The 15,972-nt window shown below is 44.7% G+C and carries 15 protein-coding genes; 3 read left to right on the top strand and 12 right to left on the bottom strand.

Features of this window, described 5'->3' with window-relative positions; genetic code table 11:
• Nucleotides 1-264 precede the first annotated feature (264 nt).
• The 5 genes from GQF01_RS33075 to GQF01_RS33095 all read right to left on the bottom strand — a co-directional run bounded on the left by GQF01_RS33075 (nt 265) and on the right by GQF01_RS33095 (nt 6,577).
• The gene (locus GQF01_RS33075; protein WP_161411435.1) at nt 265-1,068 is read right to left on the bottom strand and encodes a response regulator transcription factor; all 804 of its coding nucleotides are present in this window, start codon (nt 1,066-1,068) and stop codon (nt 265-267) included.
• A complete protein-coding gene (locus GQF01_RS33080) occupies nt 1,061-2,920 on the bottom strand; it encodes a cache domain-containing sensor histidine kinase (protein ID WP_161411436.1) in 1,860 nt (619 codons plus the stop codon). Before GQF01_RS33080 ends, GQF01_RS33075 begins: the two co-directional genes overlap by 8 nt.
• 107 nt (nt 2,921-3,027) lie before the next feature.
• Nucleotides 3,028-4,662: an extracellular solute-binding protein gene (locus GQF01_RS33085; RefSeq protein ID WP_161411437.1), complete on the bottom strand. Its 1,635-nt coding sequence runs from the start codon at nt 4,660-4,662 to the stop codon at nt 3,028-3,030.
• A 69-nt stretch (nt 4,663-4,731) separates the two neighbouring features.
• Nucleotides 4,732-5,607 carry a carbohydrate ABC transporter permease gene (locus tag GQF01_RS33090; protein ID WP_161411438.1) on the bottom strand — a complete coding sequence of 292 codons (876 nt, stop codon included), beginning with the start codon at nt 5,605-5,607 and terminating at the stop codon, nt 4,732-4,734.
• Nucleotides 5,608-5,626: 19 nt separating this feature from the next.
• On the bottom strand, nt 5,627-6,577 hold the full coding sequence (locus GQF01_RS33095; protein ID WP_161411439.1) for an ABC transporter permease: 951 nt from the start codon (nt 6,575-6,577) through the stop codon (nt 5,627-5,629).
• A gap of 335 nt (nt 6,578-6,912) precedes the next feature.
• Between GQF01_RS33095 and GQF01_RS33100 the strand changes: the two genes are divergently transcribed.
• Nucleotides 6,913-7,113 carry a cold-shock protein gene (locus GQF01_RS33100; RefSeq protein ID WP_029194307.1) on the top strand — a complete coding sequence of 67 codons (201 nt, stop codon included), beginning with the start codon at nt 6,913-6,915 and terminating at the stop codon, nt 7,111-7,113.
• A gap of 71 nt (nt 7,114-7,184) precedes the next feature.
• Nucleotides 7,185-7,415 (top strand): cold-shock protein, encoded by a 231-nt coding sequence (locus tag GQF01_RS33105; RefSeq protein WP_161411441.1) that lies wholly within the window; start codon nt 7,185-7,187, stop codon nt 7,413-7,415.
• Nucleotides 7,416-7,525: 110 nt separating this feature from the next.
• On the opposite strand, the gene GQF01_RS33110 is transcribed toward GQF01_RS33105, so the two are convergent.
• The gene (locus tag GQF01_RS33110) at nt 7,526-7,945 is read right to left on the bottom strand and encodes a DUF1801 domain-containing protein (RefSeq protein ID WP_161411443.1); all 420 of its coding nucleotides are present in this window, start codon (nt 7,943-7,945) and stop codon (nt 7,526-7,528) included.
• Between the two features lie 480 nt (nt 7,946-8,425).
• Between GQF01_RS33110 and hflX the strand changes: the two genes are divergently transcribed.
• On the top strand, nt 8,426-9,691 hold the full coding sequence (gene hflX / locus GQF01_RS33115; RefSeq protein ID WP_161411445.1) for a GTPase HflX: 1,266 nt from the start codon (nt 8,426-8,428) through the stop codon (nt 9,689-9,691).
• A 61-nt stretch (nt 9,692-9,752) separates the two neighbouring features.
• Here hflX and GQF01_RS33120 read toward each other — a convergent pair whose 3' ends face one another.
• The 6 genes from GQF01_RS33120 to GQF01_RS33145 form a co-directional block, all read right to left on the bottom strand.
• A complete protein-coding gene (locus GQF01_RS33120; RefSeq protein WP_161411447.1) occupies nt 9,753-10,388 on the bottom strand; it encodes an FMN-dependent NADH-azoreductase in 636 nt (211 codons plus the stop codon).
• Between the two features lie 165 nt (nt 10,389-10,553).
• On the bottom strand, nt 10,554-11,192 hold the full coding sequence (locus tag GQF01_RS33125) for a cell wall hydrolase (protein WP_161411449.1): 639 nt from the start codon (nt 11,190-11,192) through the stop codon (nt 10,554-10,556).
• Nucleotides 11,193-11,406: 214 nt separating this feature from the next.
• Nucleotides 11,407-12,687 carry an L-cysteine desulfidase family protein gene (locus tag GQF01_RS33130; RefSeq protein WP_161411450.1) on the bottom strand — a complete coding sequence of 427 codons (1,281 nt, stop codon included), beginning with the start codon at nt 12,685-12,687 and terminating at the stop codon, nt 11,407-11,409.
• 113 nt (nt 12,688-12,800) lie between these two features.
• Nucleotides 12,801-14,027: an MFS transporter gene (locus GQF01_RS33135; RefSeq protein WP_161411452.1), complete on the bottom strand. Its 1,227-nt coding sequence runs from the start codon at nt 14,025-14,027 to the stop codon at nt 12,801-12,803.
• A gap of 25 nt (nt 14,028-14,052) precedes the next feature.
• Nucleotides 14,053-14,511 (bottom strand): GNAT family N-acetyltransferase, encoded by a 459-nt coding sequence (locus GQF01_RS33140; protein WP_328803583.1) that lies wholly within the window; start codon nt 14,509-14,511, stop codon nt 14,053-14,055.
• Nucleotides 14,512-14,524: 13 nt separating this feature from the next.
• On the bottom strand, nt 14,525-15,634 hold the full coding sequence (locus tag GQF01_RS33145) for a hypothetical protein (RefSeq protein WP_161411457.1): 1,110 nt from the start codon (nt 15,632-15,634) through the stop codon (nt 14,525-14,527).
• Nucleotides 15,635-15,972 lie beyond the last annotated feature (338 nt).

Here is a 15,972-nt window from a genome sequence, read left to right on the forward strand (position 1 = left end):
TTAATCAACCCCTGCACGGAGTTAAATAAGGATATCGTTTGAGTGAAAGATCATGTAACTTTCTTGCATACGAAATAAAACATGCGAAAATCGCTCTAATGTTTTATCGTCAGCAAGAAAACCTACATTATTCTTTCAACTCCAGTCGTCAAATTTAATGTTATTATATCAGGCTATTTTTTAAAAATCAATGAATAAAGCCATATGATAAACTGAAGCACCCATCGGGAATGATCCCCCAGCTATCAAATCTACAGCTTGCCGTTAGAACGTGTTGCGGTAGTCAGAAGGCGTCACCCCATATTGCTTCTTAAAACTCTCTCTAAAATAATCCTGATCTGTATATCCAATCCTGTCGCAGATTTCATAGATTTTAATGGCTGGATCCTTCAGAAGCCTTGCTGCCTCTTCCATACGAAGACGAATAAGTGCATGGTTAATTGTCATTCCCGTTACTTCTTTGAAAAGTAGGTTCAAATATTTATCGCTTAATCCAACAGCACCCGCTACATCGGACAGTGATAGCTCCTTTCGCATATAACTCTCTATGATAAATTGAGCCGCCTGATCAACCAGCTTCTTCTTTTTTAAATTCCCGCTCCACGCCACGTGATACATGGTTTCCACCAAATTCGGAAGTGTCTCTTCGGCAGTTTTCTCCGCGCTCTTCACAGCGAGACGTGCTTCGCGTTCCTTGTGCAGCAGATCAACAGCATTCGCAAGCACTTTCTCTATGGCCTCCGGATCAATCGGTTTCAGTACATAATCCAGTACTTGCAGCTTAATCGCCTGCCTGGCATGCTCAAATTCATTCAAACCTGATAAAATGATACAACGGATATTAAGATTACGGGATTTGATGATCTCCATTAATTCCAAGCCATTCATTTGGGGCATACCGATATCTGTTAATAGAAGATCCGGTTCTTCGCGATCTAACCAATCTAACACCTCTTGCCCATTCTCAACGGCTCCAAGAAGCTGGATTCCGAGTTTCTCCCAATGAATGGCCTTTACCAACGTATCACGTACAATCTTCACATCTTCCGCAATCAGCAGCTTAAACAAGTGGCGCCTCCTTCCTGGCTAACGCTCGTTCTGGACGAAAAGGCATAACAACTTCAACGCTGGTACCCATACCCTCCGCTACTTTCACATAGCGCAAACCATAACCGTCCCCATTATGCAGCTGGACTCTCCTGTGAACATTCATCGTTCCATAGCCGCTTCCTGCTTCGTGCGATAAACCATCCTCTCGGACAGGCTGCTGCCTGAGATTACGGTTCATCTGATCCGCATCGCAACCAAGGCCGTTATCATCTACCTTGAGCACGAGGTCTCCCAGCTCTAATCTAGCCGAAATGGCAATTCGACAGCCGCTCTTCCGTTCTGCGAACCCATGAATGATAGCGTTTTCTGCTAACGGTTGCAAAATGAGATGAACGATGGTTGCCGACAAAAGCTCGCTCGGTATTTGGATATCGAAAGTCAAATCATCGATCATCATTTTCTGAATATGAAGATAGGCTTCAACTTGTTTAATCTCCTCTTCTAGCAGGATCCAGGTATGCCCGCGATTCAGACCGTACCGAAATACGCTCGCTAGCGAGCGTACGATTTGACTCGTTTCCCTATCCCCTATCAGGATAGCCCGACAGTTAATTAAATCCAAAGTGTTGTATAGGAAATGGGGATTAATCTGGGCATGCAGCAGCTCCAATTGCAGCTGCCGGCGTTCAATTTCTTCGGTAAATGATTTTTCGATTAGACGATGAATCGTTACAAGCATTGCCGCGAACTTCTGGTTCAGTTCATCGACCTCATAGATCCCCGTTCTTTGCGTAGGAAGCGGCTCTTTAAATTCTACAACCTCCGGGCGCTGTATGGCAGTTACCAATCTAGTGATGGGTACAGTGACCCGTACGACGATTCGTCGAAGCCAAATACCTGCAATGAGCAAAGCCGCTGCTGCCGTGGCAGCACCAATTGCCGAAATTGCGAAGGTGTACCTGCTGAAATGGCTGTTAGGAGCTACAGCGAGAAGCTTCCATCCATTCTTCAGCGTCTCGAACATGACCCGATAGGTTTCGCCGTCGATTTTCGTTTCGAGCGAGCCCTTGGTGCCCGTTAAATGTTGAACGTAGGGCAACTGACTGGTATCAGCGAGAAAGTCGAAGCGCTCACTGTAAATGACACGATTGTTTTCATCAAGCAGCAGATGAAAACCTTGATCTAGAGGCGCATTGTCGAACACGCCTTTCATGCTGCGGGAATCCGCACCGACGATCACGGTACCTATGCTTCGGCCGTCTTTGAGGCTTGCTTTTTTCCTCGCCGAATAGATCATTGAAGCACTTGAATCCGTCTTTTGCCCCCACCACGCATTCTGCTGCTTCCCGCTGCTCAAGCTTTGGAACCATGCTTGATTTTGCAAATCACCATTTTTAAAAATACCCGTTGTCGGGTAGAAATGATCAGGAGCCATCGCATATAGCCCGCTCTCCGGTTCCAATACGACAGATACAACGTAGGATTGCTGCGCGATGTTACCTGAACCGAAGTCGTTCAGAAGTGATAACAAAGATAAATTCTGCAAGTTGGTCTGTAAGGTATAGTAGTCGTCAGCCGCTTCGTAAGGCTCTTGATAGGTATTCATTAGCAAGTTTTCGATTGATTGATTGCTTAATACAAAAGCCGCTACGTTATTCATCGTATCAAATTGATATTCAATATTTCTATAAACGAATTTCATGGACTGTTCCGCCATTTTGACGGAATGATCGCTCTGAACACGGATAAGGATATAACTGGCTGCAGCCGCAAATAGTGCGATGAACGTGACAATCAATGCAAAAATAGGAAGACTGAGCCTAGACAATAATCCTGAGCTGCCACTGTGTTTTCGTATACGAATCGCCATCTAAACCTACCCTTTTCACATTTTTCACCGACGTTATCGCAGAAGCCCCATCCGTATTAATCTACAGAGGGGCTCCAACAATTCTACTGCAATTTACTATACACTAATCATACACCTGATTTTTTCTTAAAAGAAGCCTCAAGTTCCGTAAGAATTTGTGCTCCGCCTTGCGATTTCCATTTCTCCACGAATTCATCAAACTTCTTACCATCAGCACCCATAATAATCTGCGTAAAGACAGAATCACGCATCGTGTTCAGTTCCACAAGCTTCGCGATTTTCGTAGGTGAATCTAGATAATTAGAGGCATCCGTAATTTGGAACTTATTATTGATGGCTACGTCCAATGCCTGCGCTTGTCTAAGCGGCAGCGACTCTAGATAACGAGGCCAGCCTTTCAAACCTGGCGCAAACAGATAGCTTTGAACACCGCGGAAATTTCCGTTCTTATCCTGCTGCGTCTTAGGATCGAGTAGATCGGTAACAAGCTTCATCTTGCCGCCTTCGATCTTGTAATCTTCCCCTTCCATCCCCCATACGGTTAGCATTTGATTCTCCAATGACAGGGAGTTTTCGATGATGGACAGCACCTTTTTCGGATCTTTTGTTTTGGCGCTAATCGCATGCATTTGTCCGAATGGCGCGCCTGCTGGAGCTACGGCTTTACCATCTGAGCCGACGATGGAATCCGTCAAAGTCAAATATTTGAGTGGTTGAACGGATTGATCGGGTAGTTTCCCGTCTGATGCGAGTTTGCCGCTTTTCTTGAGCTCATTGGTTTCCACTTGGGTATCGTAATCGTTAGGCGTGGACCACCAGCCCATCCAGGAAAACAGTTTGCCACTGAATAGCTTCGCCCGCAGCTGCTCTTCTTTAATGGTTGCAAATTCCTTATCGATGAGTCCTTCAGCATACATTTTTTGCAAATAAAGCAGAGCTTCTTTCATTTTGGGATCGATATCATAATTGCTGAATTTACCGTCTTTCTCTGTGAAATAGCCCGGTGTTACACCAAATGCCCCAAAAATATGGTCAAAAGAATTATTGGCATACTTCTGCTGACCAATCTGCGCCGTATAGCCGCCTAACGGGATGATATCCGGTTTATCTGCCTTGATTTTCTTTAGTAAATTGTCATACTCCTCTAATGTTTTGGGTACCTGAGCGCCTGCCTTATCCAAATAATCCTTACGCAACACCAGATTCCAGCGGTACCCTGCCCCTGGACCCCCTTGATAAGGTATTCCATAAATTTTGCCGTTTACTTTGGCCTGCTCGAATACTTCTTTCGGAACTTCCTTAAGAATATTTGGGGTATCTTTTTCATTAATTAGATTCGTGAGGTCGAAAAAAGCACCTTGCTGGGCATATTTCTGAAAATCATCGGCAAAATCAATCCGTACCACGTCGGGGATTTCTCCGCTCGACATCTTCAGATTCAGCTTCGTTTTATACTGCTGGACATCCACCATCTCTGGAACGATTTTGATATTCAGCTTCTTCTCCACTGTATGCATAACAATATCTTTCGATGGATCATAGGGCTTGGATATATCCTGCGCTTTTAGCCATTTCAGTTCATAAGGCTCATCGCTTTTCGGTGCCGCAGAGCCAGCAACTTCAGTTGGCGATGATGTAGCAGCAGCCGGATCGACTGTTTTGCTGCATCCTGTAAGCGTTACGGTCCCTGCCAATATAGCTGCAATTGCACTGTACGACCAAACTTTAGCTTGATTTGACATGTTGAAATGACCTCCTAGTATTTTCTTTATCATGTAACTCAATTAAGATGTGCTCTTTGAGTAAAGCTTCTATCCTTTCACTGAACCAATGAGCATCCCCTGTTCAAAGTGCTTTTGGATAAACGGATAAATGACTAGCATCGGCATCGCCACAATTACAATTGCAGCCATTTGAATGCCAATTGTTGGCGGTGGTGTGGATCCGGCAGCCTCCAATAATTCAGGTGGAAGGCTGGAACTGGCAATAATGGTGCGTAAGACGAGCTGAACTGGAGCTTTGTGCCAATCCGTAACATATAACATTGCTTGGAAGAAATCGTTCCAGTAGACCACCAGATAGAGCAGTCCAATCGTGGCGATAACCGGTTTGGATAAAGGCAGGACGATCTGCCAAAGAATTCTGAACTCGGATGCGCCATCGATGGAAGCGGATTCCCGCAAGCTTTCAGGAATACCTTCAAAGAAGGATTTCATTATGATCATGTTGAAAGCGCTGTACGCCATAACCAGAATAAGCACATAACTTGTGTTGAGCAATCCCAACTGTTTAATGGTGATATAGGTGGGGATCATCCCCCCTTTAAACAACATGGTGAAGATGAAGTAGAGCATGAATAATCTGCGTCCAGGCAATCTTTTTTCAGCAAGTGCGTAAGCCGATGTTGTCGTAAGGAATAAAGCGAGGAGTACGCCTCCTGCTGAATTGCGGATCGTATTGCCATAAGCCACGAAGATTAGCGAGCCCTCTTTCAGCAAATACGTATAGTACTCCAAACTGAACGAAGTTGGAAACAAAATCAAACCATTTTTTTCGCTAAAAATGTGATAAGGTGTCACGGAAACGGATATAACATACCAGAAAGGAATTACAATGACGATGGTTATGACCGTTAGTATCAAATAATTTGTGGCGACAAAGATATTCTCGCCTTTCGTTAGCTTCATCGGTACTCTTCCCCTTTTGTCAGAAAATGCCGGAATCATTTATCCGTTTGGCTAACTGATTGGCGATAAGCATCAGGACAAGTCCGATAGCTCCCTTGATAACATCTGCCGCAGCAGCAAGGCTAAGGTTAAACTGCTCGATGCCAACACGGTAAATGTACGTATCCAGAATATCCCCGACTTCAAACACCATCGGATTGTACAAATTGATGACCTGATCAAGCCCGGCACTCATGACGTACCCAACCCGAAGGATGAAGATGACGATAATTGTTCCTTTAATTCCTGGCAAGGTGACGTGAGTCATGCGCTGAAACCGCGACGCTCCGTCCATAATAGCCGCTTCATAGACTTCCGGATTGAGTCCTGCGATCGCGGCAATGTAGATGATAGCTGCCCAGCCCATCTCTTTCATAGCATCTGTGACAACTAGGATCGTGCGAAAATACGCTGGTTCAACGAGCAAATAAGCAGGATCACCACCGAAAAACGCAATGATTTTATTAATCACACCAGTTTCCGGTGAGAGGAGCAGCGTGATAATTCCTCCATAAACGACCCAGGATACGAACCTTGGAAGGTAGACGGCCGTTTGGAGTGACTTTTTGAACCATACGACACGTATTTCATTTAGTGCAAGCGCTAGCAAAATAGGACATAGGAATCCGCTTATCATTTTGTACAAACTAATGAGCAAGGTATTCTTGAACGCATTCAGAAACATATCGGACTCGAACAGCATCTGGAAATATTTGAATCCTACCCAATGGCTGCCCGAAAATCCTTGTATGGCGTTGTAATCCATAAAGGCAATGCTGACACCGTAAAGCGGAAGATAATCAAATAGGAGCACCCATAAGAATGCTGGAACTAGCAGGACATACAACAGCTTATATTTCCAAATCCTCCTTATCTGCCTGTGTAACGGCTTTTCTTTTGTATTTGTCATGCTGGCGGTCATCAGTTCCATTTCAATTCCCTCCTGTCCGACCTCTATCTCTAACTTTTCTAGCCAAGAAAGTGTTTATAGAATAAGCTTATCGGAAATCAAAGGAGTGGAAAACCTGAGTGAAGGACAAAAATACGGGGTAAAAGTCTTTTTTTGATGACTATTTAGCTTGGTAAAAGCTTGTACATACAAAAAATTGCTTTGCTGACGAACATGTGTTAAGATACAAATATAAATCGACTTCGCATAAATTCACATATTGAAAAGGTGATCATTTGTGTAATGGTAACTTTTTCAATGTGTGATTTTTTTTGTCGAAAAATACATGTTAAATAACTTTTTGGAGGTAACACATTATGGAAACAGGTACAGTGAAATGGTTTAACGCAGAGAAAGGCTTTGGCTTTATCGAAATGGAAGGCGGAAATGACGTATTCGTACATTTCTCCGCAATTCAAGGCGACGGATTCAAATCTTTGGACGAAGGTCAACGCGTTCAATTTAACGTAGCTCAAGGCAACCGCGGTCCACAAGCCGAGAACGTTGTTAAACTGTAATACACAGATACACAAGAAACTGTCCTTAACATGTGTTAAGGGCAGTTTTTTTATCTAAGGAGGAGTACACGATGTATTTTCGAAGAAAATCAATCGAGGAGATCCCTCAGGAGATCACCAAAATCTGGGCCTGCAAGAAGGACGATTGTAATGGTTGGATTCGAGATAATTTTGCCTTTGAATACGCCCCAACTTGTCACCAGTGCCTCTCTCCCATGATTAGCAGTGTAAAAATGCTTCCGATTCTTTCCAATCCCAACACCGATATGAAGTCCCTTATTAAAGGAAGACAGATTTCGTAACAATCTTTTCCTTGATCAGGTACACCAAAAGAGGCTGCGCAGTATTTATGCGACGGCCTTTTTTTCATATATTTATATAGAAAATGCAGCGGTAACCCCTGCTTCATCCATTAGCCTGGATAGGTCTCTTTTAGAAATTGTATCGACTCTTTAATTAACGTCCTCAAGACTTGAACATCGATGTCATCTACTTTGTTAATGTAGACACAAGCTTTGCCAGTCGTATGCTTTCCGAACTTCTGCAAGAGTGACTCCCGCTGCGAGTCGCCTATTACAAAATATAAACTAATCTTGCCTTTCCTTGGCGAAAAGCCAACTAGAGGTGCATCACCTTCATGGCCGGTGGCATATTTGTAATGATAAGATCCAAATCCTATAATACTAGGTCCCCACATCTTCGCAGGGTATCCGGATGTTTCCGTAAAGATATCCAGAAGCTTATAGGCATCTTCCCGCTTCTTGGGGCTATCGACATCTTCAATAAACGCGTTAACACTCGTGTCGTTTTCCTTCGTCTTTTGTTCATACATGGGATACAATCACTCGCTTCCATTAGATGTACCGACTTGAAAAGTAACGTATCATGAGTCGCTACAGCTTGTCAAAACAGCATCTTACAATCTTCAACTGATAAAAAATAATTATAATGATCTCTCCATGATGTCAAGAAGGTTGTCTGTATGATATTCTGATAATAATTGAAACGAACGGAGGGGTTACGTGTGATAGATTTTATCCGAGTTAGATCTTTGCGCCGCTAATTGAATAGCGCTCAAGATTCTGTCTGTGTACAGAGGACTCAGGATAAGTTTGTCCATTTATAACCCTGAATTGTTGCACCTATCGGTGATCAAGAAGCTCAGTTGTAGGAAGGTGACCTCATCTTCTCGACCAACTGTTGTTTGTTTTCTTGTGTTCACTACGATAGTCAACGTCCTCTCAACCACTGACAACACAAGCCCTGCTTGTGTTGTTTCTTTTTACCTCCTAATTTGAAAGGATGATGACCTATGGAACAACAGAAAGAGAAAGCGATTATTATCGGTGTCAATCCACCAAACCGACCTGATTTTGCCTATTCGATGGAAGAATTGAGCAACCTGGCTGAAGCCTGTCACATTGAAGTGGTTGGCGAGCTTTCGCAGAAAGTGACTCGTGTGAGTCCCTCCCACTACATGGGAACAGGAAAAATACAAGAGTTATCTGCCTTAATCACAGAGAAGGAAGCTTCAGTCATTATCTGTAACGATGAGCTAACCCCCTCTCAGATTCGAAACTTGGAATCTTCTCTTGACTGCAAAGTCATTGACAGGACGATCTTGATTCTAGACATTTTTGGGGAGCGTGCTCAAACAAGGGAAGCCCAGCTGCAAGTTGAGGTCGCACAGCTCCACTACATGCTCCCAAGACTCGTCGGATTGAGAGAGTCCTTAGGACGCCAAGGAGGCGGAGCAGGCTTGAAAAACCGGGGATCAGGTGAAACGAAGCTTGAACTCGACCGCCGCAAAATCGAGGATCGCATCGCGGCCTTGCAGTCAGAGTTAGAGAAACTTGTAGGCCGGCGTCAAACACAGCGAAAGCAGCGGCGCAAAAACGAGGTACCCGTTATTTGTCTAGTAGGCTATACGAACGCGGGCAAATCCAGTCTCATGAATGCCATGATTGAACAGTATAACCCGCGAGCACTTAAACAAGTTTTTACCAAAGACATGTTGTTCGCCACATTGGAGACTTCTGTTCGAAACATTACCCTGCCTGACCGTAAAACGTTTCTGCTAACAGACACGGTAGGGTTCGTAAGCCAGCTCCCCCACCATTTAGTCAAAGCATTTCGCTCTACTTTGGAAGAAGTCGCGGAGGCAGATCTGTTGATTCAAGTCGTGGATGCCTCTAACCCCGAATATGAAAAGCACATTCAGGTAACTAATGACACGTTGAAAGAACTTGGCGCAGATCATATTCCAATGATTTTTGCTTATAATAAATCGGATTTAACGGATCTTGTCTACCCTCGACTAGAAGAGGATCTTGTTTACCTTTCAGCAAAGCAGAATAGCGGAATCGAAGAGCTGACTCAGCTGATTCGCGAACATATTTTCCAGAATTACATGGCCTGCGAAATTTTGATTCCTTATGAGCAAGGTCGATTGGTCGCTTATTTCAATGAACATGCTCATATTCAGTCAACCATCTATGAGCCGGATGGAACACGTCTTAAGCTGGAATGCCGTGTATCCGACTTTCAACAGTTCCGCGATGAATTTCAGCAGCTCTAAGGTATAACATAAAAAACAGCGCATCTGAAAAGATGCGCTGTTTGAATATACAATATAATTCTTAGAATTGCTTTGCTACTTCTTTCGCTTTTACAATTGCATTTGCTTTAATTTCTGCAGCTTTATCAGGTGCAGCAGCCATGCCTTCAACGAAGATGCCTTCGAAGCTAGGTACGCCAGTGAACATCATGATTTTTTTCAAGTAGCTGTGTCCTGACTCGAAGCCCACTGCTGGACCTTCTGTGTAAACACCGCCAGAAGCTTGGATATGAACTGCTTTCTTGTTGTTAAGCAAACCAACAGGACCTTCAGCTGTGTATTTGAATGTTTTACCAGCTGCACAGATCGCATCGATGTATGCTTTCATAACTGGAGGGAAAGAGAAGTTCCACATTGGGGATACATACACGTATTTGTCTGCGGATATGTATTGATCCACGATTTCACCAAGACGTGCAATTTTAGCTTGCTCATCTGCTGTTAGTGCGCTGAATTCAGTACCTGCGCCAAGTTTTCCCCAACCGCTCAATACGTCGCCATCGATTTGTGGAACATTCGTTTTGAACAAATCGATATGGATAACTTCGTCACCAGGATTTGTTTCACGGTAAGTTTCGATAAATTCTTTACCAACCGCCATGCTATAAGAAGCTTGGTGATCATTTGGGTTTGCTGTAATGTAAAGTACAGTTGCCATGGTTTCACTCTCTCATTCTGTAATTTAATTTGTTACAATTTTTATTATAACTTATTTTTAATAAGTTGCAAGCAAAATGTTATTTATCTACTTTCAGAGTATAACACAGTTAAAATAAGCGCGATATGGATAAGAAAAAGACTGCACAAGGCAGCCTTTTTAGGTCTAAACGGTAAACGCGTGATTACCAATCGTAATCTTCGTCATTCTTTTTTTGCTCCAAGCTGCTTTGGCAATGACAGGATTGTAAAAATAAAGGGCACCTGTTGTTGGATCCGCACCATTCAAAGCGGCTATTGCCGCGCGGTAAGCTGTTTCATTAGGCTTGAGAGCGAACTGGCCATCATCAATAGATGAGAATTGACCAGGCTGATGAATAACCTCTGTGATGGAATCTGGAAATTGTTCGGATTGAACGCGATTCAGAACGACAGCGCCCACGGCAACTTGTCCTTCAAAAGATTCCCCGCGAGCTTCGGAATGAATGATTCGTGCCAGCTCGTCCAGCACCGACTGTTTGGGAGAAATGGTCTTCTTCAGCTTGGACAATGTCTGGGAATCGGCTTCACCATCAGCTGTCAACCCGTAGCTGGATTGGAATTTCTTAACCGCACTCTTCGTTTGACTACCATAATAGCCAGTAATGCCAGCATGAAAGTACCCGAGAGCGCTTAATCTTTCTTGCAAATCCAACACTTGGTCACTTTGCGCGCCCTGGGATAAAGATTGCGCGCTGACCGGAGCAGCTATCCCCATAATACCAAGGGAACATACGCAGATTAGAGCCTGTACTTTTTTCTTCATGTTTCAAGATAACCTCCTCTTCCTTTTACGCGCTGCATGTGGCAACAACATACAGCATTACAAATTTAGGGGTGTTGATCCGACTCAAGATGTCGCCATACACGCTCTATTAATAAGAACCAGCCTCAAGCTGTATCTATACACTTCGCAAGCTAACCCCTTTAAAGGTCGCAAACAAAAGAACCTGAGGTAGAAGTCCCCAGGTTCTTGCTGTTTACAGCTCTTTATTTAGCATCATTTCGAGAACCAATTTATCCATCTCGGACGTTGCTTCATTCCCAATTCGACAGAAGTTATCGATTGTCTTCTCTGCATCATTTTCAATAAATCCATTGGTTGAGGATATGGATTTCCCTTTAGAAGCCAGAAGCGCGGATTGTACCGCTGCGCTCGTACAAGTCGCAACTTTCATGGCGCAGCCGCCTTTGGCTCCATCGCACATCATGCCGGTCACATTACCGAGCATGTTCTGGATGGCAGCCCTGATCTCGGGTTTCCCTCCGCCAAGCAGGTAGGTAATCCCGCAGCTTGCCCCCGTACCCGATACGGTCACGCCACATAACGCGGATAATCGCCCAAATTTCGATTTAATATGAATCGTAACCAAGTGGCTTAGAGCTACCGCGCGAATGAGTTGCTCCTCTGAAGCGCCAAGCCTTTCGGCAGCCGCCACGACAGGATTAGTGGCGGCAATGCCTTGATTGCCGCTGCCCGAATTCGCCATGACGGGCAGGGTTGAGCCAGCCATGCGGGCATCCGATCCTGCTGCAGCAAGTGCCATGGCATGGGAGATTAAATCATCGGATAAAATACCCCGCTGCACATTCTCTTTTATCGTCTTCCCAACTTCAAGACCATACGAATGTGTCAGGCCATCTAGTCCTGCCTTGCGATTCAATTCGATGCTTTGCTTGACCAAATGCAGCTCTCCAAGATCGACGGTATGCACGAAGTCAACAATTGAGTCGATCGTCAGCGCGCTCCGCTCCTCTTTGGAGCTCTTGAAGCTTGCGTTGGCACAGCCTCCGGTATCCACAATCTTCCCGTCGACTTCTATCAACGTTATATTCGTGTGGTTGTCTGTAATAACAACCTTCGCGTACCTTTGCTGGGCTTCAATCATGACTTCAATATATAATTTAATGGCTGTTTCAGCGAGATGTACAACAGCAATACCCTGCTCGACCATTGCCCGAGCCTCTGCAATAGCTGATGGATTAATGTCAGCGAGAACTTCTAGCTGCTTCTCCGCATTACCGGCAATTGCCCCTAATGCAGCGACAAAATCGATCCCCGTCTGGCCCGTACCGGGTATGCCAACGGCTAAGGCATTTTTGATGATACCTGCGCTTGCACGAACGGTAATTTTGTCAATTTTACCGTCAACATAGGTCCTTGCTTTAGCCGCTGCTAAAGCAATCGCGACTGGCTCCGTACAGCCAAGCGCAACAACAAGTTCATCGCTAAGAATGCTAATGAATGTTTCCGTTTTCATGATGTACCCTCCTGACACCGAAAGGTACAATGACCTTTTGAATGATGAATAAAATATACTATAACTGCTTCATTTCGTTCAACTCACTAATATTGGGTACGCTTCAATTCCGCTTATCCTTCAACGGTTTCACGAATGACTGGCTGCCGAACGTCCACAGACTTTTGTTTGGCAAAGAACAAGGTCAGAATACCGCTTATTATTGTAAGGATGGCGAGTGTTATTAAAAATGTGGAGATCCCAAACAAATCCAAACATGCACCCGTTGCCAGCAACGCAACCTGGAACATGATTCGATCAACCATGCCTCGAAATGAGAAAAAGCGGCCCTGCACGTCTTGTGGCACTTTGATCTGGAAAAGTGTTGATACCATTGGAAAGAAGAAAGCGACGGCACAGCCGAATAAAACAAAGGAGCCAAGTACAGCAGCTGTGTTCTCACTAAAGGACATTCCAGCAAATGAAATGGCAAATAGCAACATAAAGAGTGTAGAGCTGGTTACCAGATTTCGCTTGCCAATCAGACGTTTTGCAAATATACCGACGATTAAAATGCTCGTTCCTTCAATGGAATAGATCCAACCCATCAACTCAGGCTTATGTTGGACTTGGCTAAATTTAAGCACGAGCAAATTGAAACCACCCAAGAACAACGTGATAATGCCGCTATTGATAAGTGCTATAAGGATAGCCGGCTCATGGCGAATGAGCGGAAACAACTCTGAGAAGCGGATTTTCTCCTTCTTTTTAACAGCAGTAGGATCTGTGATATTTGTAAACTTCAATTGCGTAATTAACAGGACTAAGATCACGTAAAATACAAGCGACAAGGCATACACGGTGTATAAATTCATGACCGAAACCAGAATGCCCGCTGCTGCTGTACCGCCAATTCTGGCTATCGTGATCACATTGAAATTAACGGTATTTGCTTTCAGCAGATCGGAAGCTGGTACGACGGATGGCAGCGCGGCTTGTACAGTAGGCATATATACCGTCGCGGCTAACTGCATAATGACGACAGACAGTAACATGATCGCTACAGATTGATAGTGTAAAGCTGCAAACATACAAATCGGAGCAAGGCAGCGGACGATCCCTGAAATCAGCAAGATTTTTTTCTTATCAAAACGGTCTGCCCACACGCCGGCTTGCGGAGAAATGAGTACGCCCAGAAATAACCCGCACATCAGGATCAAGCTTTTGCCTAAATCCGAAGGAACGTGGCTTTGCATGAATTGCAAATTGGCAATGATACTAGTCCAAATACCTGCGCCTTGGATAGCTTCACCTATCATCAAAAATATAAACGTACGATTTCGAAACAAAGAAGAATTCATTACTTATCTCCAGTCCAATATTTAATCACTCGTTATTCTTTAACCTAAGGAAATGAGTATGAGCAGCCGAATCCGTATGGATGGAAAAACCTATTGAACGATAAAATAGATCAGCTTGAGGGTTATCCGTTTTTAGCACAAGCATGTGATAGCTTTTTCCCGCTTCTGCAATTACCACATCCATTAACCTTCGTCCAATTCCAAATCTACGTACGCTTGGCAACACATAAAGCCGTCGAACGCGGGCAGTATCCGCACGATTAGAGTTGGGATCTCGGTTCAGTCCGCAGACCCCTACAATATCTTGGTCCAGATAGGCAATGAAAAGAGCTTCGCCATCTTGCTCAAACTGATTAATCCCAGCCGCATACTCGTTGATTAATCGGTCCAGGTGACGAAAGCCTTCACGGGCACTCTCTTCTGCCAAAGGCACTAATAATTTCGTATCTAGGTCAGCAACTCTACGGATACGGATATTGCTCACTCCCACCATCTCCCTAATTCCCCAACGTAAGATTTAACGAGGTTTCTGCGACTTCCTTGCCATTCACGAGTAAAACAATTCGATGCTCACCAGGGTAATGCCGGCGTGTCGTAAGATCCGCCCATCGATGCGTCCTAGCTGCGGAAAGTCGTGAGCCTCCAGTAACGGTCTTGTCGGACAGTAGAAATAATTTCCGGGAATGCTTACCCCCTGCTTTGACAAAATCAATCCCGTATTCGATACGCAGATGCACAGGTTCGCCTTGCCTCACATGTACATCATATCGAAGCTCACAGTTCTCGCCGATCGTTAGTTCAGTCGGCTGGGCTAGGAGCTCCGCAAAGTCAGTGATCGGATCGTCATCCCGCGATACCGCATAGCCGAACAAGGCGAGCACCTCCGGAGTCGCTTGGCGAATCAAGGTCCTGCAGCCGTGCCTCACGATCCAGTCCGTATCTGGATTAGCCCCTTTCCAACGTGCGGCCGTCTCCAGAACGATAGCTGGATGATCCTTCGCAATGTCGTTCAGATTGTTAGCGACACTCTTACGGACGTATAACGATGGATCAGCCTTTAGCTTCTCCAGGATGCCAAGCACCGGCACAGGGTCCTGCTTGAAGATCCCCAGCGCTTGTCCCCAAGGAAGTCGCGGACGGCATCCTTCACTTGAAAGCCTGCGTACATGCTCATTCGGATGATCGGCCCAATTGGACATCTGCCACATCATTCGTTCGGGATCACGCAGAATGAACGGCCGAACAGCAAACTCGGCGGAAGACCTTGCCGTGAATCTTTGCAATGCTTCCATGGATAACTCCCAATGTTCGCTGCTTAGCCCATAGACTTCCACAAAATCTGGAAAAAACAAATAAGGAAAGCCGTTGCATGTGTCTTCAATTGCATATAAAATGGCCAACGCCTCGCTAAAAGAAGGCGGTAGATGCTCGCCGAGCGTGAGGGTAATTCTTCTCATCCTTTGTTTTAAAGCTAGATCTTCCCAGTCACCTTGCATGACCTTCTCCACGAACGATTTCTCGTCGAATGGTTTATAAGCACTATGAACTTTCGTAGCAAATCCCTGTAGGAATGCTTGATTGTACATGTCTTTTAATGCGTCTGCCATCTTCGTTATGCCTCCGTATCCTTATCAATTGAACTTATTCAGCATAGCATAGTAAAGCTGACAACAGTACGTCATATTTACCGAAGGTCGAATAAAATCTTGAACAAGTTACGGGGAATAGCGCCAGGCTTATTTCCAATACGAAGAGGCTGTCCCATAAGCCATTTAATGGCCGAGGGGCAGCTTCTTTTTAATTTTTTGGAGCTTCTCTTTGGGTAAACAGGAAAAACTACCGCTAAATCACTGGTTAACCCACCGAATGAGGAAATAAATGGAATTTCTCCAGTTCATGCGGACGATTGAGTTAGGGTACAGGCTGAAAGCGGTGAAATAGCAGG

Origin of the sequence: Paenibacillus silvestris, from assembly GCF_009882985.1 — a bacterium.
Taxonomy (GTDB): Bacteria; Bacillota; Bacilli; order Paenibacillales; family NBRC-103111; genus Paenibacillus_E; species Paenibacillus_E silvestris.

Excerpts from the sequence above, each read along its gene's own strand:
- GQF01_RS33080 (WP_161411436.1), bottom strand. The coding sequence starts at position 2,920 with ATGGCGATTCGTATACGAAAACACAGTGGCAGCTCAGGATTATTGTCT.
- GQF01_RS33145 (WP_161411457.1), bottom strand. The coding sequence starts at position 15,634 with ATGGCAGACGCATTAAAAGACATGTACAATCAAGCATTCCTACAGGGA.
- GQF01_RS33085 (WP_161411437.1), bottom strand. The coding sequence starts at position 4,662 with ATGTCAAATCAAGCTAAAGTTTGGTCGTACAGTGCAATTGCAGCTATA.
- GQF01_RS33130 (WP_161411450.1), bottom strand. The coding sequence starts at position 12,687 with ATGAAAACGGAAACATTCATTAGCATTCTTAGCGATGAACTTGTTGTT.
- GQF01_RS33125 (WP_161411449.1), bottom strand. The coding sequence starts at position 11,192 with ATGAAGAAAAAAGTACAGGCTCTAATCTGCGTATGTTCCCTTGGTATT.
- GQF01_RS33090 (WP_161411438.1), bottom strand. The coding sequence starts at position 5,607 with ATGAAGCTAACGAAAGGCGAGAATATCTTTGTCGCCACAAATTATTTG.
- GQF01_RS33110 (WP_161411443.1), bottom strand. The coding sequence starts at position 7,945 with ATGTATGAACAAAAGACGAAGGAAAACGACACGAGTGTTAACGCGTTT.
- GQF01_RS33100 (WP_029194307.1), top strand. The coding sequence starts at position 6,913 with ATGGAAACAGGTACAGTGAAATGGTTTAACGCAGAGAAAGGCTTTGGC.
- GQF01_RS33105 (WP_161411441.1), top strand. The coding sequence starts at position 7,185 with ATGTATTTTCGAAGAAAATCAATCGAGGAGATCCCTCAGGAGATCACC.
- GQF01_RS33135 (WP_161411452.1), bottom strand. The coding sequence starts at position 14,027 with ATGAATTCTTCTTTGTTTCGAAATCGTACGTTTATATTTTTGATGATA.
- GQF01_RS33095 (WP_161411439.1), bottom strand. The coding sequence starts at position 6,577 with ATGGAACTGATGACCGCCAGCATGACAAATACAAAAGAAAAGCCGTTA.
- hflX (WP_161411445.1), top strand. The coding sequence starts at position 8,426 with ATGGAACAACAGAAAGAGAAAGCGATTATTATCGGTGTCAATCCACCA.
- GQF01_RS33120 (WP_161411447.1), bottom strand. The coding sequence starts at position 10,388 with ATGGCAACTGTACTTTACATTACAGCAAACCCAAATGATCACCAAGCT.